Consider the following 24,708-nt stretch of genomic DNA (forward strand, 5'->3'; position numbering starts at 1 on the left):
CTATAGTTCGTCGAATTGTGATTCTTTTAATAAATAAATTTAGTTTTAATCATCGAATCACAGAATTGAGTTTCCTGGAGGAAAATCGGAGCTTTTTGCTAAACCGCTAATGCAGTCAGCTCCTCTTCTTCGATCGAAGGTTGAAGACCTAATTGCATCGTTTGCCTGAAACTTGTCAGTCGGAGGCAAAGAAGAGGTTTTAGAAACAAAACCTAGTCAGACCGATTGGCGCATAAGACTTCTTACGGAGTCATTATCGGGGCTATCCCGCAAAATTGTTATCAGAAATTACCTCAATATTTGTTAAGGCAGAAACGTGAGTAAACTTGAATTTGGTAGTTCTTGTTCGTGGAAACCTTAACAAAAATTCAAATAATTCGGTTTCGGAGTTGGATCTAACTAAGATATCCTAAAGTGCTGAAGTGAAATTACTCGAGTTTTCGAAGGGGAACAATCTTTTCTTTCCACAAAAAAAATGTAAATTGAATTATGCAAAGGGGTAATATTTCTTTAAAAGAATCTTAAAATTAATTAACTAAAACAATAATCGTAATCTAAATTAAAAACAAGAGAAAATTAAATGAAAAAAAACGGGCAGAACTATAAATGTTTTCTTGATGGATGGAACGCCTGATGGAAAAATAAAATGCACTATTGGAAACTGGATTGGCGTGGTCTACAAGATCCCAATCAAAGAACTTGATTCTTGTAGAGAAAGAGAAGAATTGAAGTACAGTGGCGTGTACTTTTTAATTGGAGCCTCTGATAAGGATTCTGAGCCCGTTATTTATGTTGGCCAAGCAAGATCTCGCAAGAACGGAGAAGGAACAAATCAAAGACTAAATGAACACCATTCAAAATCAAAGGATTTTTTTTGGTCAGAAGCGATAGTTTTGACCACGTCAAATAACTCTCTTGGTGCAACCGAAATTAGCTATTTAGAAAATCGTTTCTTCTCCCTTGCAAATGAAGCTCATAGATATAAAGTTGTCAACAATAATGAACCTCCCAAAGGAAATGTCACTGAAGAGAAGGAAAGTGAGCTTGAAGAATTTATCGAAAATGCAAGACTTGTTATGAGCGTTCTTGGGCGTCGAGTCTTCGAGCCGATAGTAAAGAAGTCGGCGAAGCAGAATAATTTGCCAGTTACACCAGTTACCACCAATGTCATTTTCCTGATAAAGCAAGAAATAAAGGGAGATAAAGTAAACGCCAGGGCTATAAGGACTCCTGAGGGGATTGTCGTTCTGTCTGGAAGTAAATTAAGAGAAAAACCAGTACGTTCTTGCCCTAAAGACGCAAAGGCGAACAGAAGAAAATATAGGGATCTTATTGACGAGAACCACATACTTCAAGCAGATATCTTGTTTGATACTCCGAGTAGTGCAGCAAAATTTGTTCTTTTGCGTTCTGCAAATGGAAATACAGAATGGAAAACCAAGAAAGGAATTACTCTTAGTCAGTATGAGAAGGGTTATTGATTAATCGTTTTAGGCTGATTGAAATTTCTTCTAAGAAGGAAAAATAATAAAAATTTCTTTTATAGAAGAAAAAAGTTCAGAAAAGCCGTCCGTATTTCGGACGGCTCCTAATGCTTAATCTTCAGATTAAGGAATGAAACGATCGGTGATCTGTTTCAGAGAGAATTCCTCTTTCACAATGTGCTTGATACCGCGTTTAGCCAGAGTGGAGGCGCCCCTTTCATCGCAAATGATTGTTGTGCCTTTTCCTAAAAGCTGACCGTCCAGCATGATGACGTTGCCTTCAACAATAGTGGCAAAGGCCTTTTCATTTTGAATATCCAGAATGGAGATGTCTGCATCGGCTCCGACGGAGAGATGTCCTTTGCTCTTTAGGCCTAAAGCTCTAGCTCCGTTAAGGCTGGCTTTAACCGCATATTCATTGAGATTCAGAGCTCCGAACTTCACAAGGAGGAGTCCATTTTCAACGATGACGTTGCGCGGGTAGCAGCCGCCGTCGGTTGAGAAGGAATCCACAACGAAAGAACCGTCAGAGCGTTTTGCGGTTGCAATAAGGAAGCGGCTAACAGCAGGATTAACTTTGAAGCTGCCAGTCGTTTTTGTTTCTTTACTTTCCCAATATTCGACGCCTCCTTTTCCGCTTAGAAGTTTGCCGATCACTCCGTCATCAACTAATACACCTGCTGCGCCGTCAAAAATTGCCTTCTTCATGCCGTCATAAGTCGGCTCATAGCCCAGCTTCTTGAGGCATGTAACGGTAACTTTGCTGATAGGAACATCGTTCTGTACGACCAGACGAGTTCCGTTCAATGGAGAAAGATAAGATTCTGAGAAGATATTCGGATGAGTCTTGAGAAGAGAAATCGCTTCAAGGGCTTCATCGGTTTCATTGGAGATTTGGCCGCGGCAGTAACTATTGATGTGAGCAATATGCAGGAAGTTATCCTCTGCCGCAGCAACAGCTTCTCTGAAGCCTTCGATATTCGAGCCGTGGGCAGTGCTACCGACGTGCCAAGCAATCCAGGATTTTTTCTGGTTCGCTAACTCGATAAAGCTTTCACTGATATCAACATCCATCGGGAAATGGCCGCCTAGAAGTTTGATGCCGATGCCGCCGTTTTCCAGCGTTCTATCCAGGAAGTCGGATTGTTCCTGCTGAGATGGACGGGAAGAGGTTAGTGTCTGTCCGGCTCTGGCAGCGTCAAGGATTGCAATGTTGACACCGGCGCCGCTTCCAGGAATGGATGTCAGAATGTCTTCTAAAGGTCCGGCCATATCCAGAGTAGTGCAAACGCCGGCCAGAGCAATCATGCGCTGAGCGTGTTTATGGCCTAACACCGTGCGCATATGCGTATGCATATCAATGATGCCGGGAATCAAGACTTTTCCTGAAGCCTCGATGAGTTTCTTTGCAGGAAGAGAGATTTCGTCTTCAATTGCGGTGATTTTGCCTTCTGCGACAGCCACGTCCTTTATTGCATTAATTTTGTTAAGAGGATCGACGACAAGCGCGCCTCGAATAATCAAGTCAAACATTTTGATTTTTCTCCTGAGATTTGATTTTGGTGTTGCGTGCTTGAGATTGTATGAGCATCAAGGCATCTTGAATATTGAGAATAACCTGCAAGATTTAGAAAAATTTTTTCTTGAAATTTCTCGATTTTTGTTACCCATTTAGATCATTTAGATATCAGGATTTGAAGGGCTTTCCATACAATTCGTACTCATACGGAAGAAACATAAATAAAGGCCTAATTTTGAACATTTACTCCATGACAAAACTTGCTGCAGTGACGGCATCTGTATTGCTTACGACGACGGCTTTTGCTCAGCAAGATTCTCAAAAGTCCTTGGACTACTCCTTGGATACTGGTAATGTCGAGATCACTCCTGCGGGGGAGACTTCAACGATTCAGAAGGATGAAGTTGAAGACGACGAACCGTTTCTTCCGATTTTTGGCAAAGAAGCACGAGAAAAGGGATATGAACTGCCAAAAAGTTATGGTGTCAATGTTAACTACATGAATATTCATCAGAATATCAATGTTAAATCTATCCAATTCGATGGCTTGACTATCCCTTTTATCAACAGGCCTTTAAAGCCTGATTTGTTCAAAATTGATGTTCTAAGTACTCGTCAGAGAAGCCACACAGAAACATTACGTTTGGATGCTTGGGTATTTCCTTTTATGAACGTTTATGGAGTAGTCGGCCATACCAAAGGGCGTTCAATTTCAAAGATAAATGTAGGCTCCACTAATCCTTTCGTAAATAAACTCATTAAGTCTATGGGCGATATGGATGGAATCGATTTTGTGCTTAAATTCAAAGGTACTACTTATGGTTTAGGAACAACCTTTGCTGGTGGTGTTGGAAATTGGTTTGGACTGCTGGATTTGAACTACACGAGAACTAAGCTCAATATCATTGATGGTAATATCAAAGCCTTCACATTAGCCCCTCGAGTCGGCTATCGGTTCGCCTTGCCTGCCATTGATACCATTAAGTTGCCTCAGAGCAAATTTAGTCTCTGGGTAGGCACGATGTACCAGAACGTTGACCAGAATTTTCATGGAAAACTGTCTAAGTTGAGCTTCTCTCCAAAACTCCAGAGCCTTATTAGCGCAGTTAACAAAGGGCAGGGCACATTCAACGTTAAGCAAAAGATGGAGTCTCCGTGGAACATGTTGGCCGGTTTCCGCTGGGAAATTACTCCGAGCTTTAATATTCTTGCTGAAGCAGGTTTTATTAAGCGCAACAGTTTCTTTGCCGCTGTTGAGTATCGTTTCTAAGATTAAGAGAGTTAATTAATATGAAATTAGCTGAAGCGTTACGCGAGCGTAAACAATTGCAGATAAAGATGGGAACGCTGCGTCAAAAATTAATTGACAACGCGATCTATCAGGAAGGTTCAAAGCCGGTCGAAGATCCGGCGGAGCTTATTAAAGCACTTGAATCGACACGGGGAGAACTTGCAGCTCTGATTAAACGTATCAATGCAACAAATTCCTCCGTCAAAGTTGGTGATTTCTTGCTTGGAGATTTGGTTGTCGATCGCGACACCAGAATCATGGAAGTTACAGCTCTGAATAATCTGATTGATCAGGCTTCTCAAGTTTCAAATCGTTATTCTCGATCTGAAATTCTTGTCCTTCCTTCAATTAACGTTAAGGAAACTCAGAAAAAAGTTGATCAGTTGGCCAAAGACATCCGCGAATTGGACAATTTGATTCAAGCTACTAACTGGAATACTGAATTAATCTAAAAGTTGATTGGTAGAGCGGTCAAAGGCGAAAGCAAAAAACTTACTTGCTCATGGCCCGAAGGCCCGGGCCAAAATTAATTGTAAAGGCCTGCGAAGTAACTAAGTTCACATGAGAACGACGGCTGTACTTTTCAGTTTCTCTAGAACATTTGACTACCGCGCTTTGATTTGATTGCTCGAGGGTGGGTTTGGGGATCAAGATCTTTTTACTAGTACGCCGTATCGGCGAAGTTTCCTGTCATTTAACAAGAGCCTTATTTTGACCGTACAGTTCGTTTAGTGCTTTTGTTACCTCTTTTATTGCCGCGGACTTCACAGAGTATTAATTCTTGATCTCGAAAAATCTTCAAAGAAAAAGAGCCGCAACTGCGGCTCTCAAAGTTACTGCTTAACCATTATTTTTGTTGTGCAGCTGAGGCTCCCGCTTGTCTTCCAAAGGTGAAGACGTCGGCAATGGCATTACCGCCAAGACGGTTAGCGCCATGAATCCCGCCTGTGACTTCGCCGGCAGCATACAGCCCGGGAACGGGTTTACCATCCTTGTCCAAAGCTCTGGCAAGCGTATCGATGCGGACGCCGCCCATCGTGTGGTGAACCGTTGGAACTTTAAGGCATGCATACCATGGTCCTTCAGTCATCGGTGCGTCGTCTGTGTTAGTTGCAACAAATCCGAACTTGTCTTTAGTGCCTTTGTTAGATGCAGCTTTGTTGTACTCGGCGACTGCAGCTTTGAGATGATCAGCAGGGACGTTGATGAGCTTTGCCATTTCATCAAGAGTATCAGCTTTTTTCACCCGACCGAGTGCCAACATATCCTTCATTGTGACGCCCATGCGGTCGGGTTTGTTTTCGTCCGGATAACGAAGTTTGTTCATTAACAGCCAGTATGTCCCGTCCGGCTGCTTGAAGATAGCTTTACAAAGCGTGTCGCGGGCAGCGGATTCAGAAACAAATCTGTCTCCGTTCTTATTGATGAACAGACGATTTCGGCCGGAGGTTGCAATATCCTGCATGAGGCCAGTTCCGGGCGTTCCGTTCGGATGGAGCTGAATATCAGACAAACCGATAATGTCGGCATGAGCGCTCTTAGCTAACTTCAAACCGTCACCTTGTGCTGCCTTATTAATATTAGTGGTGCCGATTCTGTTATCCAGAGTGACTTCCTTCCAGACGCCGGTGTTAACTTCCTGACGGAACTTAACATTTGCTCCGAAACCACCTGTTGCCAGAATCACGCTCGGTGCCATAACGGTGACCGGCTGCTTTCCTGCATGTAATCCGGAAACGCCGATGACTCTGCCGGACTTATCCATAATCAGCTTAGAAGCAGGTGTCTCGGTTAAGACCACGACACGGTCACCGTATTCTTTGAGTTTGTTTTCAAAGACAGATGTATAGGCATAACCGGCCGGTTTCTTACCATAATGGCTTCTCTGACCTAAAGAGCCGGTTGCAGCGCCAATTTTGTCACGGAAGACAACACCTTCTTTTTCCATCCATTCAACAGTCGGACAAGCGTTTTCGGTAAGGTATTTGACGAGTTCAGGATTGCCGACATTGTGGCCGCCTTTCATCGTGGCTTCATAGAATTTCTGAACGGAATCGTCAATACCTTGTGCTTTCTGACGTTTGTCATCAACAGCGTTTAAGGCACCACCGGAAACGTTGGTAGAGCCACCGAGATAACCAAGTTTTTCCAGAATGACCACTTTCTTTGCGCCGTTTTCGAGAGCAGAGACGGCAGCCGCTAAGCCCGTTCCGCCACCGCCGATAATGGCTACGTCAGCCTTGTATTCAACAGGGGTAGAAGAGATGTGGGAGACTTTTCTTGTGTAGTTTTTTAGTTCCTGGTCCGTAGCTCCGGCCTTCTGAAGACACGTTCTAACGGCAGATTTAAGTGCGAGGCTCGAGAGGGATGCGCCGGTAATGTTGTCAACACCGATTGTTTGGTCTTTTAGTATGGCGGCAGCTGTTTTGTCTAAAGCTACTTTGCCAACACCAAAACTCTCCAAGTTTTTACTGGTATCGATAGCTGCGATTTTGTGATCTTTAATGGTGACTTTGACAGTCATCGGAGCATTGTGACCGTTAACTGTCGTTTCGTATACTCCGTCAGTCAGTGCTGCTTGAGATTGACTGGCAAAAGCCATAGATAAAATGAATGGAATCAAAGCAATTTTTTTCATCATCAATTCTCCTTGATGTGTTGCGAGACAAGAACATTTATAGCACTGTGTACTACCTAGGTAGTTTGCTAAATGTCAAAAGATCAAGAATAAAAGAAACGGATCTTAAAACGTCTACAACTTAGGATTAAGCTGTAGTGTTGTTTGTTACGAGAATAGATAAATAGACAAGGATTTCGAATGGCCGATCTCTCATTTCCGCTAGATAAGCCCTTATCGTCTCTTGGAATTAAAAGTCGCTTACTCCATCTAAACGGAATGCTCCATGCGGTAAGAAAATGGAAAGATCCGCAGGCGGATAAAGCCATACATCTTTTAGTCAAGGACAATATCGGAGTCGCAGGCTTTCCTACATCTGCCGGAAGCTACGCATTAAAAGACTTGGAACTTCCTGATGCTTTCTGCATCCAAAGACTGCGTCGGAATCCCAATATCGATTTCTTCGGCAAAACCCATCTGACTGAATTAGCTGGTTTTGTGACCTCGAACGTGTTGCCTTATGGTTATTCAGAGTTAGGAGGTTTCGGTCAAAATCCCCATGGAAACTTTCCCTGCGGGGGTTCAAGCGCAGGATCTGCCATTGCTGTCGCAGCCGGTTTTTGCGATGCAGCCCTTGGCACTGAAACCAGAGGAAGCCTAATGATCCCGGGTTTTAGAAATGGTGTGTATTCATTTAAGCCAACTAGAGGATTAGTCTCCAGAACCGGAATTATTCCGTTGTCTTCATCTTTTGATGCGCCGGGTGTATTGACTCGAAATCCGGCTCTATTGAAAGAGGTTTTCCTATCAATGATTGGCGTCGATCCGGCTGACGATCAATCTTTTGAATTGAGGAGTAAGGAAAGCAAGCCTAGTAGAAAAAGAATCATCTTATGTGTAAACCGCAGTCTCGGAGAGATGGAGTTACTGCAAACTAAGCTGCGTTCTTTCTTAGCTCAACTAAAACTCAATGGATTCGAGATTATCTTTATTGATTTGCCTGAAGTCAGTTTTGATTACAAAACAATTAGTTCGACCGATATTCGAGCTGATATAACTAAGTTCCTACATCGATATGGCTCAGACAATGAGCCACGCTCTTTCGAGGGACTCGTAGAATGCTATCGAGAAAGGCCTCATGCACATCTTTACGGCATGGAGCGTTTGGAAGACGCGTTAGCTATGCCTCAAATTGAAAAATCTGAATTGAAAAAATTGGTTCAGGAAAATGTGGCGAAAGCCAGAAACTTAATTGATGACATCCTTGCTCATTACGATGCTGATTTTGTGGGATTTTTGAACTTTGTAGATTGGTTCTCAATCGGAGGAGGGCCGAGCTGCACTTTGCCGGTTTCTTTTGAGACTAAACCGCCTATTTCTATAATGCTTGGCGCGCGTGTCGGTAATGATCTGGCCATTCTTCATCTTGTTAAAGAGTTGTCTGAAATAGCTAAAGCTGCACAACATGTTGAAAAATTAGGCAATAAAGCAGAATGATTATCCTCATCGCCGGCGACACCCATACAGGCAAGACAAATCTTGCTCAGAAACTTCTTGAGCATTACAAGATTCCGTATGTTTCGATTGACCACCTAAAGATGGGACTTATCAGAAGCGGTAATACTGGCCTCACTCCTGAAAGTGACGATGATACTTTGACGGAAAAGCTTTGGCCGGTCGTCAGGGAAATGATCAAAACTTGTATCGAAAACAACCAGAGCCTTATTGTCGAAGGCTGTTATATCCCATGGGACTGGAAAAAAGATTTCACAGAAGAAGAAGGAAAATCAATTAGTTATCTTTGTTTAATTTTCAGTCGAGCCTATCTGGAAAAGAACTTCAATCTGATCAGAAAACACGAAAACGTCATCGAACAGCGGCAATGCTACGAGCTCGCTTTGGAAGACATGATTTCGTGTAATGAAAGAAATTTTCAAAACTGCTTGGAATACCACCTAGGTCATATTGACATAGATGACAAATACGAAGTTTTTCCGCAGGCCGTTGCCAGCATTGAAAAACAATTGAAAGAAGGTTCGGATTTCAAAGCTAGGAGAAATAGTCTCTAAGGAAATTAAATATTGAATATCTCTCTCGTTCTAGCCTCTATCGAGGCCGCGTCTTCTTCAATAGGCTTCCGTACTCCAGTTAATAAAATTTGGACGTCGTCTGCCAGTATCTGTGGGATACCGGAGAGTTTTCGCATAACTAAAGTTTGTTCCGGGCACGCTTCCACACACCGTTTGCAGTCCACGCATCTGAGAGGGTCTGCCAGGAGTTTAAAGTGACCGTCCTTCTCTCGTGAGGTTAAGCAGCCGGAAGGGCAAAGCAGCACACAGATGTTGCACCCGGTGCATGTATTTTTGTAAACACCGGGAAGCGGAAATATCTTCTCAGTAATCTCATACTCCGTTTTTTTGTCACGGATCAGCTTGATGCAGTCAATAAGCATCTCTCGACCAAGCACTGGGAAAACTTTCTCAGTTTTCGGAGCATTGCCTTTCAAGCTTGCAATTTCTGACCTTTCCAGCAATTCATTAGAGATCTTTCTAAAGATCTTTCTGCGCTTTAAATTGTCTAATTCTTCGGAGGCCGTTTCAGTAATTTCAATCTTCGGCTGTATCTTCAGTATGTCTGAGAGTCTGGAAATTTTTTGAGCCATGCTTTTGGCAGGGTCTCCTTCGTTACTGATCGCGCAGTTTCTGCAGTTTCCGCAATAAACAACAACTTTAGCTTCCGTTGTTAATTGGGCCAATACGAAGAGCGCAGGGCTCATACTTCCTAAACAACCGACGGAAATTCGTTCTTTTGCTTGCGAACTTTTAGGGCAAGTAAAGATAGCCGAGAGATTGGTCGATTGATGTTCTTGATTCTCTTCCAGTAATTTTTTGAGTTGAAACAGAGCAGAATAAAGAGGGTACTTTGCAAAAGCAAACGCCTCAGTAGGACAAGAACTTACGCACGCTCCGCAAACAGTACATTTGATATTTTCTAAACCGATCGTTCCGTTATTGAGGAAAATGGCTTTTTCACGGCATGCTTCAACACAGCGACGACAAGAAGATTTTGGAAAAAGAGTCCTAACGCATCGGTTTTTCTCAAATGTGAGCTTGGCGTTATGAATATCTAAAGCTTGTTCGCCGTACCTTTTCTCAATGTCAGAACGGCACAGTCCAAGCAGATGTTCAATTACCTGTGTTTTATCAAGGGACATCTTTTCTTTCTAGCAGGTTGTGATGGCCTCTATTCTAGGAGATAGCAGGAAGAACAGAACAAAAAAATCGCCCTCCGAAAGATTTGGAGAGCGAGTTAGGAGAGATGTATGAAAACTCATGTTCTGAATTTGTTATTCGGTGGCCTTTTCTTTCAGTCGCGACGTTAATTCTTTCTTTAATTCTTCAAGAAGCGGGGGAAGCGTCTCAGTGCATTTTCCATAAATTCTATGATTAAATTTGGAATATGGATGGATGAGCGGATCTAAATCAAGATTGATTCTTATCGATGCTTTCGTTTCTCTCACGAAATTGGCCGCAGGATAGACGGTGCCGGAAGTGCCTACGGAAATAAAGACGCAGGCTTTCTTGAGATACGAAGGTATCCAATCCATGCCGTAAGGTACTTCTCCGAAAAGCACAACATTGGGTCTCATTGCGAAATTGGTCGCTTCGCAAACCGGACAAACCTGTTCTCGTTCGTAGAAGCCGACTCTTGGGAAAGTCTTTTTGCACTTTCTGCACAAGGAAGTTTGGAAGTCGCCGTGCAGATGGAAAACTCGTGGAGCTCCTGCTAATTCATTAAGGTTGTCAACGTTTTGAGTGACATGTATCACATCACAAAAAGGAGCCATTTCCTTTTGGAAATTTGCAATTGCTATATGAGCTGCGTTAGGCCGACACGGTTCGGCGTTTTTGATTCTTTCGTTATAGAAGTCAAATACATCTTGTGTATGCCTTTCAAGTGCGCGGATAGAAGCGAGCTCCTTTGGATCGTATTTTCTCCAGAGGCCGTTGGCATCTCTAAAAGTCGGGATTCCGCTCTCTGCAGAAAGACCCGCTCCGGACAAGATGAATACAAGAGGGCGATCACCTTTAAGCGTTAATTCTTTGAAGTTTATTTCCATTATTTTCTCCAGGTCACTTTATTAGTTAGAACCTAAGAAGATTCTTGCCTTATTAGTAATCTTAAACAGACTCACGTTAATATTTGTCGCGATATGGAGATAAAGGATCCACGATGCAGAAGAATAGGGAAAGAGCGAAGATGCAAAAAGGGGATCGGAAAATTTCCGATCCCCGAACATGTTAGAGATCAAACAATTTCAGCTATTGGAAAGATTAGTTTCCTTTAGCAGCATGTGTACCGGCATCACGACCGAAAGTCATGATGTCAGCAATGGCGTTGCCGCCCAAACGGTTAGAACCGTGGATACCGCCTGTGGTCTCACCAGCAGCATAAAGACCTGGGATAACCTTACCGTTGGCGTCAAGAACCTGAGCCTTGGTGTTGATTTCCAGTCCGCCCATGGTGTGGTGAACAGTCGGAACCTTCTGGCAGGCGTACCAAGGACCTTCAGTCATCTGCTTGTCAGCCTTGTTGTTGGCGACGAAGCCCAGCGGATCCTTGTATGTACCGGCAACAACACCGTTGTAGTCTTCAACAGCCTTCTTCAGGTTAGCAGCAGGCATGTTGAGTTTCTTGGCCAGTTCGTCAAGTGTCGGAGCAGAAACAACACGACCGAGGTCGATCATGTCTTTCATCTTGGCGCCGTTGGCGTCAACCCAGTCAAGAGACGGATAACGGAGGTGGTTAACCAGGACGTAGTAAGTAGAGCCGGGTTGTGCAAAGATAGCCTTGGCCAAGACGTCACGAGGAGCACCTTCGTTTACGAAGCGGTTGCCTTCCTTATTGATGAACAGACGGTTACGGCCGGATGTACGAACCATTTCCATCAAACCTGTACCCGGAGTTCCGCAGGGATGAACCTGAATGTCGGACATACCGATAACGTGTGCACCGACTTTTTCACCCATGATGATGCCGGAGCCCTGGGCAGACTTGTTGAAGTTCGTGCAGCCGATGCCCTTGCCGAGGTCATAGTCTTTGAACACGCCGGTGTTGACTTTCTGACGAAGAGCAACATTAGCACCGAAGCCGCCTGTTGCCAGGATGACGCCCTTGTCAGCCATGAACTTGGTGGTCTTGCCGGTGTGGTTGTCTTTAGCTACTACACCGATAACACGGCCGGCCTTGTCCTGAATCAGGGAGACCGCGTCCATGTCGGTGTAGACCTTCATGTCGTTGCCATGAGCGGCGATGTATTTTTCGAAGGAACGAATATAGGTGTTGCCGGACGGAGTAGCAGGATAGTGAGAACGCTGCCACAAAGCACCCGTAGCAGTACCGACTTCGTCTTTAAACTTAACGCCGATGCTTTCCAGCCAATGAACGGACTCTAAAGCATGGTCAGTCAGGTAATGAACCAGATCAGGATTGCCGATATTGTGGCCGCCCTTCATGGTCTGTTCATAGTGTTTCTGGATAGAGTCTTCGATACCCTGTTTGCCCTGACGCTGCGGGTCAGCTGCGTTCAAAGCGCCTTCAGAAACGTTGGTGGAGCCGCCGAGGATGCCGAGTTTTTCAAGAACGATAACTTTGGCACCGGCCTGCTGAGCAGCGATAGCAGAAGCTAAGCCGGATCCGCCGCCGCCGACAACGACAACATTAGTCTTGATTTCAGCGGGAAGAGCAGTGTATTTTTCGCTGTTCTTCATCAGCTTGGCCATGTCAGCCTTGGAAACCTTAGCCTGTTCGAGTGCTTTCTTAACGGCGCCCTTCAATGCGAAGGAAGTAATGGTTGCGCCGGTAACATTGTCTACGCCGAGAGATTGGCGATCGATAATCTTCTTGGACAGTTTGTCCAGAGCGACTTTGCCGACACCGATAGTTTCAAGGTTGTCAGGATATTCAATCTTTTCAATCTTGTTCTTGCTGACGGTTACCTTGACGGTGAAGGCAGCATTATGACCGTTGACTTTTTCAGTGTAAGTTCCGGGTGTATAGGTGACTGCATTGGCTGCGAGTGCAACGCCGGCAAGTCCGACAGCCACGGAAAGTTTGGTCAAAAGCATTAGTTTTCTCCTTTGGTAGGTACGGGAAAGATCCATACCGTTGTCTTACAAAAGTACCCACAAGAGGTACTTATTACAAATTGTAAGAGACAATAGGAGAAAATGAATAGGTATAAGTACTATGGGTTATCGTCTTTCTGGATGTCTTTCTTTTTGCAGACTATTCCGGAGAGCTTGCCGCTCAGCTTCTGCAGGGAAGAGAGGTTTTCTTCCTCAATATCATCATGAAGGCCTTTAATCTGACGGGATATCAGGAGGGAGATCGTTAAGATGAGAATTGAAACAGAAGTAAGAAGAATCCACTTGCTCGTTAGATGTTCCATATTAATAATGAGGTAACGAGCAACAGCCACAACAGTAATGACCAGAGGCGTCTTGAGTTTTAACTCATGCTGTCCGAGCGAATACTGTCTGACCATCGACAAAATCTCGATGAATAAGAACAAGAGCAGTAAGTTAGCCAAGCCGATGCTCTTGGTCGCAAACATGTCATAACCTTCGGCCACGATCGCGACTGCGGTCGCAATTGTGATGATGATCAGGGCGCCTGCCTGAATGATCAGAAGAAGGGTTTCGAACTTGTCGTTAATTTTTGCGATGATTGGTTTATTCATTTTTTTCTTGATTAATAATGGGTCCCGCGACCCATGCCTGCATTATGAGAAAAAAAAGAGGCTAGTGCGGCTTAATAAGTAGCAATCTACCAAGAATGGGCGAAAGCGATCTTGGATTGCAACTTTTTGTTCATCAAAAATCAAACTGTTCGATTCATCTATTTGAAAATAAATAGAAAAGTAACTGTTGAACAAACGGTTGATCGCTGAAAAATTATTTAGCAAACTACTAGACAAACAAAAAATACTTGTTTTTAAATTTTGAGAGGAATCCTTCGATCTGAGTGTTTAGAATTGGAGCACATTTTTGCCAGGTAATGGCAGCGATTAATAAGTGGAGGGGGCATTGGATTGTGCTCAAGTGCGAACCAAACTCGCTCTCTTAAAAGGATGCGGAATAACGAATAAACGCACGCGGTAAAAGTATGGAAGGTATTTCTCTCATTTCGACCTTAGCGATCGGTTTCGGTGTCGCTTTGGTCCTGGGGTTTTTGGCAGAAAAATTAAAAGTGCCGGCATTGGTCGGCTACTTGCTCGCCGGTATTTTGGTTTCGCCGTCGGTATTCGGCTTTGATGTGGATTTGAACTTGGCCAACCAGCTGGCTGAAATCGGCATCATGCTCCTGATGTTCGGCGTGGGCCTGCATTTCTCCTTGACAGACTTGCTGAAGGTCAAAGGCCTTGTTGTTCCGGGCGCGATTTGCCAAATGCTTTTGTCAGCCTTAATCGGTTTTGGCTTAAGCTGGCTTTGGGGCTGGGACGTAGGTCATTCAGTTCTTCTCGGCTGCTGTTTATCCTGTGCTTCCACGGTCGTTGTTCTCAAAGCCTTGGAGGCAAGAGGCATGCTCGAAGGCTTCGACGGCAACGTAGCAGTGGGCTGGCTGATCGTGCAGGACATGGTCACAGTCTTGCTCTTAGTTCTCTTGCCGCCAATGGCTTCAGTGTTCACAGGCCAGGCTCAGACTTCTTCTCAGCCGCTCTGGCAGCTTCTGCTTATAACCTTGGCTCAGGTTGTCGTCTTTATCGTACTGATGCTGGTGATCGGGCGCCGTCTGCTGCCGTACCTCCTCTGGCAGGTTGCCAAAACCGGTTCCCGCGAACTCTTTACGCTTTGCGTATTGGCAGTGGCCATCGGTATTGCCTTCGGCGCCGCTGAAGTCTTCCATGTGTCCTTTGCTTTGGGTGCCTTCTTCGCCGGCATGGTGATGCGTGAATCCAAGTATGCCCATAGAGCAGCCGTGGAATCCCTTCCGCTGAGAGATGCCTTTTCGGTTATTTTCTTCGTCGGTGTCGGCATGATGTTCAATCCGATGGTGATCGTCGAACATCCTTGGCATCTGCTTTGCGTGCTGCTTTTAATCCTCTTCATTAACCCGATCATCGCCGCATTATTAGTGATGCTGTTCCGTTATCCCTTGCACACCGCCTTGACACTCGGCGCATGTTTAGGACAGATCGGTGAATTCTCGTTCATCTTGGCGAGCCTAGGAAAGTCCATGGGCATCGTCTCTGACGAAGGCATGAATCTCGTCTTGGCAACAGCGATTTTGACGATTGCGCTTAACCCGATTGCTTTTGCTACCCTTCCGAAAGTCGCTGAATTCCTTAAAAAACGCAGCAAACTGGCTCGTATTTCGGCTGCTCGCCCGGATCCACAGTCTCTTATGCCGGACGAAGTCGAAAAGAAGAAAATCACCGGTCATATCGTCATTGTGGGTTACGGCGACGTCGGCTGTAAGTTAACAGCAGCTCTTCAGAAAGATGAAATCCCAACCGTTATCGTCGACAAAGACGATTCCCTGGTGGCTCAGCTGCGTAAGAACGGATATACCGCTATTCAAGGCGATGCCGTGGATCCGTCTGTTCTGCTTCAAGCTCACGTGCAAAACGCTGCCGTGATTGTTCTGACAATCCGTGATGAGATTTTGGAACGCAAGGTCGTAGAAACTGCCAAGCTGATCAATCAAGGTGTTAAGGTTATCCTTCGAGCCGCTACTGACCAAGAAGCTAACCACTTCAGAGCGGATAACCTGGGAACGGTCGTTCAGGCTTCTGTGATTCTGTCCCAAGAAATGGATAAGTTGGTCCGTCTGGCAATCCTTAAAGGCGATTCTCCGGTGGACGAAGAAATCGCAGTTAACAGTGATGTCAACCCGGCGCCCCCTTCACAGCATCCTGAAGTCAATCCCTAATATTTTATTGAGAAAGCTGAGTTTTTCAGCTTCCTTATTAATCTCGTGTGTCGCCTTTGGGAATTGTTCGATTTCTAAGAAATAGCGAATAAGGAATAAGAGTATTTATCCCTTTGATTCCTTATAGAAATTATGCGTCAAAAGCGAGATTTCTAAGATGGGCGGAAAAGTCCCATTTGTCAGTCTCAGAAAGCTTTCTCGAAAGTAGAATATTGCCTGAATTTGCGTGGACGAACCGGTTGGATCCTCCGAGTCATGCAATTCGCTTAAGTGTACAGAACGGTTACGCTCAAAGAATTTTTAGCAATCTGCATTAAATTTTTGCCGGCATAGGACAAACGAACGATGAGTCATAGTTTTAGCTTGATTTCGACCTTGGCGATCGGTTTTGCGATTGCCTGGGCGCTTGGCTTCCTCATGGAGCGCATCAAAGTACCGGCATTGGTTGGCTACTTGCTCGCCGGTATTATTATTTCGCCCGCAACACCCGGATTTGTGGGTGATGTTAATATTGCTTCCGAACTCTCTGAAATCGGTGTCATGCTGCTGATGTTCGGCGTCGGCTTGCATTTTTCTATGACCGATCTCATTCGAGTCAAGAATATCGCGGTTCCCGGAGCTATTCTTCAGATGGGCCTGGCGACCTGTTTAGGCGCGGTTTTGGCCCATTTCTGGGGGTGGCCGTGGGGACAAAGCATCGTCTTTGGTATGTGTCTTTCCTGCGCCTCCACGGTTGTGCTTCTGAAAGGCTTGGAAAGCCGAGGCATTCTGGAAAGCGGCGACGGTCAAATCGCCGTGGGCTGGTTGGTCGTCGAAGACATCATGACCGTCTTGATCTTGGTGCTCCTGCCTCCGCTGGCTTCCTTGCTGGGTTCTCCTCTGCAAAATACCGAGGCTTCTTTGCCGCTTTGGCAGATTGTCGGCATCACGCTGGCTCAAGTATTCGGTTTCATCATCCTGATGCTGGTTGTCGGAAAACGCCTGCTTCCGTGGCTTCTTCGCCAGGTTGCTAAGACGGGTTCCCGCGAGCTCTTTACGCTTTCAGTGTTGGTATTTGCAATCGGTATTGCCTACGGTGCAGCGCAGATCTTCCATGTCAGTTTCGCATTGGGTGCCTTCTTCTCCGGCATGGTGATGCGTGAAAGCCGTTACTCTCATCGCGCTGCGATGGAGTCACTACCGCTTAGAGATGCCTTCTCGGTTATCTTCTTTGTGGGCGTCGGCATGATGTTTGATCCCAATGTCCTTTACGAACAGCCCTTGCATGTGTTGGCCGTGCTTGCCATTATTATCTTAGGCAAAGGTCTTGTTGCTTTTGGTCTGGTCTTGTTATTCCGTTATACGCTTCACACTGCTTTAACGGTTGCTGCCGCACTGTCTCAGATCGGTGAATTCTCGTTCATTTTGGCTGCACTTGGACTTCAGCTCAAGATCCTGCCGCAAGAAGGCATGAGTTTAGTATTGGCCGGCGCCATTATTTCTATCGCCCTGAATCCGTTTGCCTTTGCAACGGTCGGACCGGCTCGCGACTTCATAAAAAAGCGTTGGGGATTCGCTAGAAGAATGGACGCGCGTATCGATCCAATGGCACTTATGCCGGACAGCGTCGGTAGCGACATCCTCCACGGTCATGTGGTTCTTGTCGGTTATGGAGAAAAGGGGAAAATCATCCTCGAAGAGCTGCTTCAACGACATCTTTCCGTTGTAGTGGTAGACGATCACCATTCGGTTATTGAAGAGCTTCGAGAGAGGAATGTTAATTCTATTTACGGAGATGCTACAGATCCTGCTGTCCTTATCCAAGCTCATATACATGAAGCGGCCATTCTTGTTCTGGCAATTGAAAATGAGATCCTTTGCCGCAAGATTGTTGAAACAGCCAAGATCCTGCGACCGACCATTGAAACAGTCATGCCTGCCGAAAACGAAGAAGATGCTAAGGCCCTTAAGGCGGACGGTGTTGCTCAGGCTTTTGTACCGGACGAGCTCTTGGCGCAAGCCATCGTTCAATTCACGATGAGCCGTTTTGGCAAAGAATCCGAAGACCAAAAAATTCGGGAAGAGGAGGCAGAAGAACGAAAAGCAGTTGAAAGAGGAGCACTCTAGTTCTTCTTAATTTGGCTCGAGTTTTCGAACTCTATGTACAACAGGCGCCTTTCGGCGCCTGTTGCGATTTCAATTAAATACTCGGTTAGTACTCAGTACCTGAAGTATCTCCTGCAGGGCGAGCCTGAGCAGGAACAACCAAAACCAAATTCGGTTGTGTCTTAGAAGCAGAGGGCAAAGGAGCAACTTCAGCAAGTTTGCCGTATTTCTTACGCAGCTCTTCGATTTCGCCGAATTCGATAGCGCGATTAGGACAGCTTTCCACACAGATCGGCTGAAGTCCTCTCTGCAAGCGGTCAAAGCAGGCATCGCACTTTCTCATCTTGTGAGCAGTTTCGTCCAATACCGGTGCATGATACGGGCAAGCCTGTGCACAAAGTCCGCAGCCGATACACTTCGTCGCATCAATGACCACCAAACCGTCTTCTGCACGTTTGTGATGTGCTTTTGTCGGGCAAACCTTAACGCAGGCAGGGCCGGAGCAGTGGTTGCAGCCTAAGCTGACGTAATAACCGAACACGTCTTGTGTCCAGGATCCGTCAGCAGCCTGTTTCCAGTTTCCACCGGCGTATTCATGAACTTTGCGGAAGTTCATGCCCACGGGAAGGTTATGTGCGTCCTTGCATGCTACGGCACAAGTCTTGCAGCCGGAGCATTTTGATACGTCAACAAAAAATCCAAGTTGTGTCATCTTTTTTCTCCTAGGCCTTACGGACTTCTACAAGGTTGGTGTGCTGAGGATTGCCTTTGGCCAGCGGGCTCGGGCGCAGCGAGGTAAGCGTATTGATGTTGCCGCCTACGTCGACGACATTACCGTTCTTGCTGACCGGCGTGTACCAAGCGCCCTGAGGAATGCTCACAACGCCCGGCATAATTCTTGAAGTAACTTTTGCCGGAAGTTCGACGATACCGCGATCGTTAAAGATCTGAACCAAATCGCCGTTGTTGATTCCGCGTGCTTTAGCGTCCAAAACGTTCATAAAGACGACGTCAGGATGCTGTTCACGCAGCCAGGGAAGGTTGTGGAAGGTGGAGTGAATACGGCCGTGATGGTGGAAACCGTAGCACTGCAGCGGATACTTCTTCTGCAGTTCATCCCCGTACATCTCCCAGTTTCTGAAGTAGATAGGAATCGGAGAGATCACATCGCCGGGATTCAGCTTCCAGGTATTGGCGATATTGTTAAGACGTTCGGAATAGATTTCAATCTTGCCGGACGGAGTCTTAAGCGGGTTTTTAACCGGGTCGGCTCTGAATTCGGAAAGCGCAACCGGATTCTTTCTCCAGCCGTAGACTTGAGCAGGACCGCCTTTCCAGAACGTATCCCAATCAGGCAGCTGAGGAACTTTCTTGCGTGTTTCGTTGTAGCACCATTCGAGCCACTGCAGCTGAGTTCTTCCTTCCGTGAATTCCTGTTCCTTGCCGAGTTCCTTGGCAATCAAGCGGCAGATTTCGTACGAAGTCTTCTGATCCCACTGAGGTTCGACAGCCTTGTGCATCGGCAGCATGGAAGTCGTACCGCCGTTAGAGCCGCCTTGGCAGGCGATGTCGTCGGTTTCAGGACCAAGGACGTCCGGAAGAAGAATATCGGCATAACGGCAGGTCGGTGTCATCATGTTGTCGCAGACTACGATGAATTCGCACTTAGATGTGTCGCGAAGGATCTTATCCGTTGCGTTTGAGTCGGAGTGCTGGTTAATCGTGGTGTTGCCGCCGGAGTTCACGATCATCTTGATATCGTGGTCCAGCTTCTTGACGCCGCGCATACCGTCGGTAATGTCGGTCATGTCTTTACCGCGAACAATGGCATCCGTCCACATGAAGACAGGGATCGTGGCTTTAACAGGGTTCTTGCCGATCGGGAGATAAACAGCTGGCAGAGAAGAGTTGCCTTCGGCATCACCCGGGTTCGTGCCTGGCAAGCCGACTTGACCTAAAAGAATCGGCAGCATGGCGATGGCGCGAGCGGTTTCTTCGCCGTTAGCCTGACGCTGAGGACCCCAGCCCTGAGATATGAAGCAGGGCTTAGTCGTGCCCATTTCCTTAGCAAGCTGAACAATGGTCTCTACCGGGATACCTGTAATCTTGGCAGCCCATTCCGGAGTTTTAGCGATTCCGTCTTTGCCTTTGCCGAGAATGTGGCTCTTGTAGTCACTGCCTTTTGCGGCAGAGGCGGGGAGTGTTTTTTCGTCGTAGCCGACGCAGTATTTATCAAGGAAGTCCTGGTCGACCCAGTTATTCTTGATCAGTTCGTAGGCAATGGCTTCGACTAAGGCAGCGTCCGTACCCGGACGAATCGGAATCCACTGATCCATACCTGCGGCAACGGTATCGTTGTACATCGGGTCGATCATGATGGATTTCGGATGGCCTTTTTCTTTAGCGCATTCGAGCTGATAGCCTTTACCGCCGCCGGATCCGCGTGTGACTAAAGTATTGCCTCCGAATGTGACATACAGTTTGGCGTTGCCGATTTCACTCATGTCTGAGCCGGGACGACCGCCGTAGGTGTAAGGCATGGCTGCGCCGATCTGGGCGGTGGAGTAAGAACCATAGTACTTAAGGTAGCCGCCCATGAGGTTGAGCAGGCGCCACCAAGCGCGTCTGGAGTTCACTAGAGACTGCTGGCCGGAGCAATACTGCCAATAGACGGATTCATTGCCGTATTTTTCAACGGTTCTCTTGAGGTTGTCTGCCACGGTTTTGATGGCTTCATCCCAAGTAATGCGTTCGAATTTGCCTTCGCCGCGTTCACCGACGCGTTTCATCGGATATTTCAGTCGATCCGGTGAGTACAGGCGCTGTCTTAATGCACGGCCGCGCAAGCAGGCGCGAATCTGACGATGATCGCAGGCGTCACCGGCGGTGTTGTCAGTTTCAACGCGAATGACTTGGCCGCCTTTGACAAAGCAGCGCTGCGGGCAGCGCTGGCCGCAGTTAATCACGCAGGCATTTCAGTAGAAAGGTTCAATTTCTTTAACCGCCTGAGCAACGGCTTTAGAGATCGGATTCATCAAAAAGCTGCCTGCAGCAACGCTGAGTGCTGAAAAACGCAGGAAACTTCTTCTTCCGAAAGTGCTCTGTGGAAGATTGAACATGTGCTCTCCTTGTTTTTTAATTTTGGGGTGGGTAAACAAAGATTAGGGGTCTTTGTTGCCTAAAATTGTATTTAATACGTTCGGATGAGGTCAAGAGTGTGAATCTAGTAATAACGAGTAGTTGTTTGTCTGCGAAATCCCGACAACGATAAACCCTCTCAATGAATATTTAGCTAACAAATAATCAAAAAGAGATATAGGAAAAATCCAATATTTGTTTTATGGTAAAAAAGAAAAAGGCCTCGCAATTCGGAGACCTAAGCAAGAAATAATTCTTTAGGTAAAGTCGGGTCGGACGTATAGCTCACCGGGCGTTGCTACATAACCTAAGTGTTCGGAAATATCATCCGCAGTGTGTTTGATTTCGCTGATCCAGCCTTCTAAGAAACTGCTGGCGGGAGAGGAGATCGAAAGGCAGGCAACTAATTTGCCGGAGTCGTCACGGATGCCTGCGGCTACACAGCGAACCCCCATTTCCAGTTCTTCTTCATCTCGCGCAAAACCAAGAGTTTTGATCTTGGAGATTTCAGTCAGAAGGGTGTCGATGTCCCCGATGCTGTTCGGAGTGGACTTTTCAAGGTTGGTCCGCAAAGCATAGGCACGAATCTGCTCGAAAGAATCTTCGGCTAAGAAGAGTTTTCCTGAACTCGTGGTATGCAGGGGAGCAGTAGCGCCGATCGTACGGACGACTTGAATGCCCGGACGCTCACGCATGATACGATCGATATAGACGATATTGTCGTTTTGACGAATTGAGAGATTGACTGTCTGGCGTGTGAGATTATGCAGACGCTGCATTCCGGTTCTTGCCGTATCACGAACCGAGATTCTTTCTCTCACCAGGTTTCCGAGCTGAAGGAACCGCAAACCTAAACGATAAGTTCCGGCAGAGGCGCCTTTCTCCACAAAACGAAGGCGAACTAAATCGGAAAGGATACGGTGGCAAGTAGAGATGTGAAGACAGGTTTCGTCAGAAATGACCTTCAAATTCACAGGGTCGTGATGCTGGGTCAGGACTCGAAGAATTGCACTGGCCCGATCAAGTACTTGAATGTTTGCTTTACTAACGGACTGATCCATGAGACTGCATCTGTTTTTATTGATAAATCAAAGGCGGTAATATCAACCGCCCATGATTGTTATTTTAGATTTTTTGCAATAATTTCTGCGATATCTGAGATAGAAATTTCAGATAGTGATTTTTCTTGAGATTTCGCAGAGTCGAACATGGATAAGCAGAACGGGCAGCTCGTTGCAACTTTGTCGCAGCCGGTATCGTTGACGACTGCCTTCAGACGGATCACGTTCAGTCGCTCGGGCGCGTCCGTATCGGTCCAGAACTGTCCGCCGCCGGCGCCGCAGCACGTTGTGCAAGTGCCCCATTCCTTGGGATCGACGGTCTCTAAGCCTTTGACTTTATTCAAATCAAATCTCGGAGCGTTCACGATACCGTTGTAGCGAGCGTAATAGCACGCGTCATGGATGGCGACTCTTTCTTTTTCGGAAAGTTCTGCCTTGAGTCTGCCGGAATCCATCTGTTCCGCAATGAACTGCAGGTGCGAAATCACGTTGAACTGACCGCGCTCAAACTCGGGATACTCATTCTTAAGAGTGTTGAAGCAGTGCGGGCAGGCCGCCAACAAACGGCTGAAGTTGTACTGGCGCAGATTATCAATGTTGGTCTGTGTCTGAATCTGATAGAGATACTCTTCTCCGACTCTGCGGGCAAACTCGGCATTGCACATTTCTTCCTGCATCATGGCAAAGGACAAGCCGGAATGCTTGAGGATCTTGATCATTGCCTTCGCAATCTTCTGATTGCGTTTGTCGTAGGCAGCAGAGCAGCCGACCCAGTAAAGGATGTCGTAGTGAACGCCCGGTTCGGCAAAGGCAACGTCTAAACCTTCCAGCCAAGCCCAGCGGGTATCCGGGTCCAAGCCCCAGGGGTTGCCGACGGACTGAATGTTCTGAAGCGTTTTAGCCACGCCTTCGGCGAACTGGCCTTCTTCTAGAGCCAGAGAACGGCGCATCTGCTGGATCGTATTGACGATTTCAATGCGGGAAGGGCACTGCTCGACACAGGCACCGCAGGTCGTACAAGCCAGAAGGGATTCTTTGGAAACAACATCCGGTACCAAGACTTCTTCGGTCTTGGTGTAGCCTTCCATCATTCGTTTCTTCAAAGAAAGAATGATTTCACGAGGATCAAGAGGACCGCCGGCGCGGTTGACCGGACAGACAGAAGTGCATCGGCCGCATTCGACGCATGCGTCAAAGTTGAGACGATCATGCCAATTGAACTGGCCGAACTTGGAAATACCGAAGCTTTCCTGTTCTTCGATGTTGTCGATCTTTTCCACGAGGCCGCGCGGTTTGGTTCTCTGCCAGTAGATGCTCGTCGGGCTCTTATACATATGAGCGAAGTACGTCATCGGGATAGCGGCGACGAACATTAAGGAAATGACGCCGTGGAGGATCCAAATGTAGAGGTGCTGAGCTTCCAGCTGTTCCTTGCTCATGCCGGAGTAGAAAACCTTAGCCAGGAAGTTTCCGACAGGAGAACAAGAAGCATACGGAGGATTCTCGGCAGCTAAGCGAAGCGCTTCAACGATGTAGCCGGTAAGGATAATGACGGCAAGAGAACCCAAAATCCACAAAAAGCGGACGGATTTCTCATACTGCTTGCCCTGCTTGATAAAGCGGCGGTAAAAGGCCATGCCTAAGCCGATCAAGCAGACGACACCGGCAATATCGAGAATGAACTTATAGAAGTAGTAAACATTCCCGGCCAAGAACTGTTTGCCGAAGACCAGTTTGCCAATGTCCCAGTCTAAAACGGCCAGGCAGGTACCGAAGAAGAGGAAAACGAAACCCCAGAAAATCCAAAAGTGCAGCCAGCTGCCTAAGGGTTTGCGGATGATTCGTTTTTGCTCCAGACCTTCTTTAACAAAGAAACCCCAGCGGCGCTTGGTTTCCTTGTCCATGGCGTAGGGCTTGCCGGCACGCCAAAGTAGGTAGGACTTGCGGATGCCCACTGCACAGCAGATCGCAGCGGCGATGCCGAGAACATAGATGCCGATAATGGCCCAGACGGGAATATTCCAAAATCCCGGACGAGTGACGATGTCTACTCCATTCATAGTCAATCTCTCTAAGTTAAAGAGGTACATATTCCCGACGACCGTCGGAATTTAATCGAGATTCAAATATTCTCGGACGCAAAATCGGCCATTCAAAAGGATGCTGAATGACAGGTTCAGCCAAATGCGATTTCCGAAGAATGGTGATATGCGGTTTAAAACGGCCTTTGTCGTAAGAGATATGGAGACGATCCAAAATCTCTCGCGATTCGCGGGCCAAATGTTCTATCTCCGGAGAGGCGCTGCCGCCGACCCAAGCCACTTGAGGACGTATGAAAAGGCCGCTGTTGTCGATCAGCCAGCTTTTGCCGTTAAAGTCAGTCGTAAGAGGCAGAAGCTGAGCGATTAACCGGGCTTTATCGGGTTCGATCTCTCCGATAAAAGCCAAAGTCAAATGAAAATTTTCTTTCGGCACAGGCCGCGCGCCCGCATCGAAACTTAAAGCTCTATCCTGAGCGTCCACTAATTTATTAATGACGCTAGGCGCAGCGGGAAGTCCGATAAAGCACTTCATAAAAC

General features: G+C 46.6%; 19 protein-coding genes and 1 pseudogene. 7 read left to right on the forward strand and 13 right to left on the reverse strand.

Translation table 11 applies throughout. From position 1 onward, the window contains the following. Positions 1–617: 617 nt before the first annotated feature. On the forward strand, positions 618–1,481 hold the full coding sequence (locus HMPREF9439_RS05335) for a GIY-YIG nuclease family protein (protein WP_008864041.1): 864 nt from the start codon (positions 618–620) through the stop codon (positions 1,479–1,481). A 126-nt stretch (positions 1,482–1,607) separates the two neighbouring features. Here the strand turns inward: HMPREF9439_RS05335 and HMPREF9439_RS05340 are convergent, their stop codons facing one another. Continuing rightward, on the reverse strand, positions 1,608–3,017 hold the full coding sequence (locus HMPREF9439_RS05340; RefSeq protein WP_008864042.1) for an amidohydrolase family protein: 1,410 nt from the start codon (positions 3,015–3,017) through the stop codon (positions 1,608–1,610). Between the two features lie 236 nt (positions 3,018–3,253). On the opposite strand from HMPREF9439_RS05340, the gene HMPREF9439_RS05345 reads away from it, so the two are divergent. Together HMPREF9439_RS05345 and HMPREF9439_RS05350 are read left to right on the forward strand one after the other, a co-directional pair. After that, positions 3,254–4,273: a hypothetical protein gene (locus HMPREF9439_RS05345; protein WP_008864043.1), complete on the forward strand. Its 1,020-nt coding sequence runs from the start codon at positions 3,254–3,256 to the stop codon at positions 4,271–4,273. A gap of 20 nt (positions 4,274–4,293) precedes the next feature. Further along, positions 4,294–4,746, forward strand: coding sequence for a DIP1984 family protein (locus HMPREF9439_RS05350; protein WP_008864044.1), 453 nt, complete (start codon positions 4,294–4,296; stop codon positions 4,744–4,746). A gap of 395 nt (positions 4,747–5,141) precedes the next feature. Here HMPREF9439_RS05350 and HMPREF9439_RS05355 read toward each other — a convergent pair whose 3' ends face one another. After that, positions 5,142–6,935: a flavocytochrome c gene (locus HMPREF9439_RS05355; RefSeq protein ID WP_008864045.1), complete on the reverse strand. Its 1,794-nt coding sequence runs from the start codon at positions 6,933–6,935 to the stop codon at positions 5,142–5,144. A 177-nt stretch (positions 6,936–7,112) separates the two neighbouring features. On the opposite strand from HMPREF9439_RS05355, the gene HMPREF9439_RS05360 reads away from it, so the two are divergent. Both HMPREF9439_RS05360 and HMPREF9439_RS05365 read left to right on the forward strand, forming a co-directional pair. Then, complete coding sequence (locus HMPREF9439_RS05360; protein WP_008864046.1) at positions 7,113–8,408, forward strand: amidase family protein; 1,296 nt, start codon at positions 7,113–7,115, stop codon at positions 8,406–8,408. Beyond that, positions 8,405–8,980: a hypothetical protein gene (locus tag HMPREF9439_RS05365; protein ID WP_008864047.1), complete on the forward strand. Its 576-nt coding sequence runs from the start codon at positions 8,405–8,407 to the stop codon at positions 8,978–8,980. Before HMPREF9439_RS05360 ends, HMPREF9439_RS05365 begins: the two co-directional genes overlap by 4 nt. Before the next feature lie 5 nt (positions 8,981–8,985). On the opposite strand, the gene HMPREF9439_RS13450 is transcribed toward HMPREF9439_RS05365, so the two are convergent. From HMPREF9439_RS13450 to HMPREF9439_RS05385, 5 genes and pseudogenes are all read right to left on the reverse strand, one after another. Next, positions 8,986–9,687, reverse strand: a complete 702-nt coding sequence (locus HMPREF9439_RS13450) for an NADH-quinone oxidoreductase subunit I (RefSeq protein ID WP_244862396.1) — start codon at positions 9,685–9,687, stop codon at positions 8,986–8,988. A gap of 159 nt (positions 9,688–9,846) precedes the next feature. Next, positions 9,847–10,125: pseudogene (locus HMPREF9439_RS13620) on the reverse strand (4Fe-4S binding protein); the annotation flags it as partial. Between the two features lie 132 nt (positions 10,126–10,257). Then, the gene (locus HMPREF9439_RS05375; protein WP_008864049.1) at positions 10,258–11,031 is read right to left on the reverse strand and encodes a Sir2 family NAD-dependent protein deacetylase; all 774 of its coding nucleotides are present in this window, start codon (positions 11,029–11,031) and stop codon (positions 10,258–10,260) included. Between the two features lie 214 nt (positions 11,032–11,245). Further along, on the reverse strand, positions 11,246–13,039 hold the full coding sequence (locus tag HMPREF9439_RS05380; RefSeq protein WP_008811289.1) for a flavocytochrome c: 1,794 nt from the start codon (positions 13,037–13,039) through the stop codon (positions 11,246–11,248). Between the two features lie 119 nt (positions 13,040–13,158). After that, a complete protein-coding gene (locus tag HMPREF9439_RS05385) occupies positions 13,159–13,653 on the reverse strand; it encodes a phosphate-starvation-inducible PsiE family protein (RefSeq protein WP_008864051.1) in 495 nt (164 codons plus the stop codon). A gap of 425 nt (positions 13,654–14,078) precedes the next feature. Here HMPREF9439_RS05385 and HMPREF9439_RS05390 point away from each other — a divergent pair, with 425 nt between their 5' ends. Together HMPREF9439_RS05390 and HMPREF9439_RS05395 are read left to right on the forward strand one after the other, a co-directional pair. Next, positions 14,079–15,845, forward strand: a complete 1,767-nt coding sequence (locus tag HMPREF9439_RS05390; RefSeq protein WP_008811291.1) for a cation:proton antiporter — start codon at positions 14,079–14,081, stop codon at positions 15,843–15,845. Between the two features lie 345 nt (positions 15,846–16,190). Next, positions 16,191–17,951: a cation:proton antiporter gene (locus tag HMPREF9439_RS05395; RefSeq protein WP_008864052.1), complete on the forward strand. Its 1,761-nt coding sequence runs from the start codon at positions 16,191–16,193 to the stop codon at positions 17,949–17,951. An 85-nt stretch (positions 17,952–18,036) separates the two neighbouring features. On the opposite strand, the gene HMPREF9439_RS05400 is transcribed toward HMPREF9439_RS05395, so the two are convergent. The 6 genes from HMPREF9439_RS05400 to thpR all read right to left on the reverse strand — a co-directional run bounded on the left by HMPREF9439_RS05400 (position 18,037) and on the right by thpR (position 24,703). Then, positions 18,037–18,642, reverse strand: a complete 606-nt coding sequence (locus HMPREF9439_RS05400; protein ID WP_008864053.1) for a DMSO/selenate family reductase complex B subunit — start codon at positions 18,640–18,642, stop codon at positions 18,037–18,039. Between the two features lie 10 nt (positions 18,643–18,652). Beyond that, positions 18,653–20,896 (reverse strand): DMSO/selenate family reductase complex A subunit, encoded by a 2,244-nt coding sequence (locus HMPREF9439_RS05405; RefSeq protein WP_244862397.1) that lies wholly within the window; start codon positions 20,894–20,896, stop codon positions 18,653–18,655. A 9-nt stretch (positions 20,897–20,905) separates the two neighbouring features. After that, positions 20,906–21,049, reverse strand: a complete 144-nt coding sequence (locus HMPREF9439_RS13455) for a twin-arginine translocation signal domain-containing protein (RefSeq protein WP_244862398.1) — start codon at positions 21,047–21,049, stop codon at positions 20,906–20,908. 276 nt (positions 21,050–21,325) lie between these two features. Next, on the reverse strand, positions 21,326–22,129 hold the full coding sequence (locus HMPREF9439_RS05410; RefSeq protein WP_008811296.1) for an IclR family transcriptional regulator: 804 nt from the start codon (positions 22,127–22,129) through the stop codon (positions 21,326–21,328). Between the two features lie 59 nt (positions 22,130–22,188). Then, positions 22,189–24,189: a heterodisulfide reductase-related iron-sulfur binding cluster gene (locus HMPREF9439_RS05415; protein ID WP_244862399.1), complete on the reverse strand. Its 2,001-nt coding sequence runs from the start codon at positions 24,187–24,189 to the stop codon at positions 22,189–22,191. Positions 24,190–24,205: 16 nt separating this feature from the next. After that, a complete protein-coding gene (thpR, locus tag HMPREF9439_RS05420) occupies positions 24,206–24,703 on the reverse strand; it encodes an RNA 2',3'-cyclic phosphodiesterase (RefSeq protein ID WP_008811298.1) in 498 nt (165 codons plus the stop codon). Positions 24,704–24,708: the final 5 nt, after the last annotated feature.

Origin of the sequence: Parasutterella excrementihominis YIT 11859 (genome assembly GCF_000205025.1) — a bacterium.
Taxonomy (GTDB): domain Bacteria; phylum Pseudomonadota; class Gammaproteobacteria; order Burkholderiales; family Burkholderiaceae_F; genus Parasutterella; species Parasutterella excrementihominis.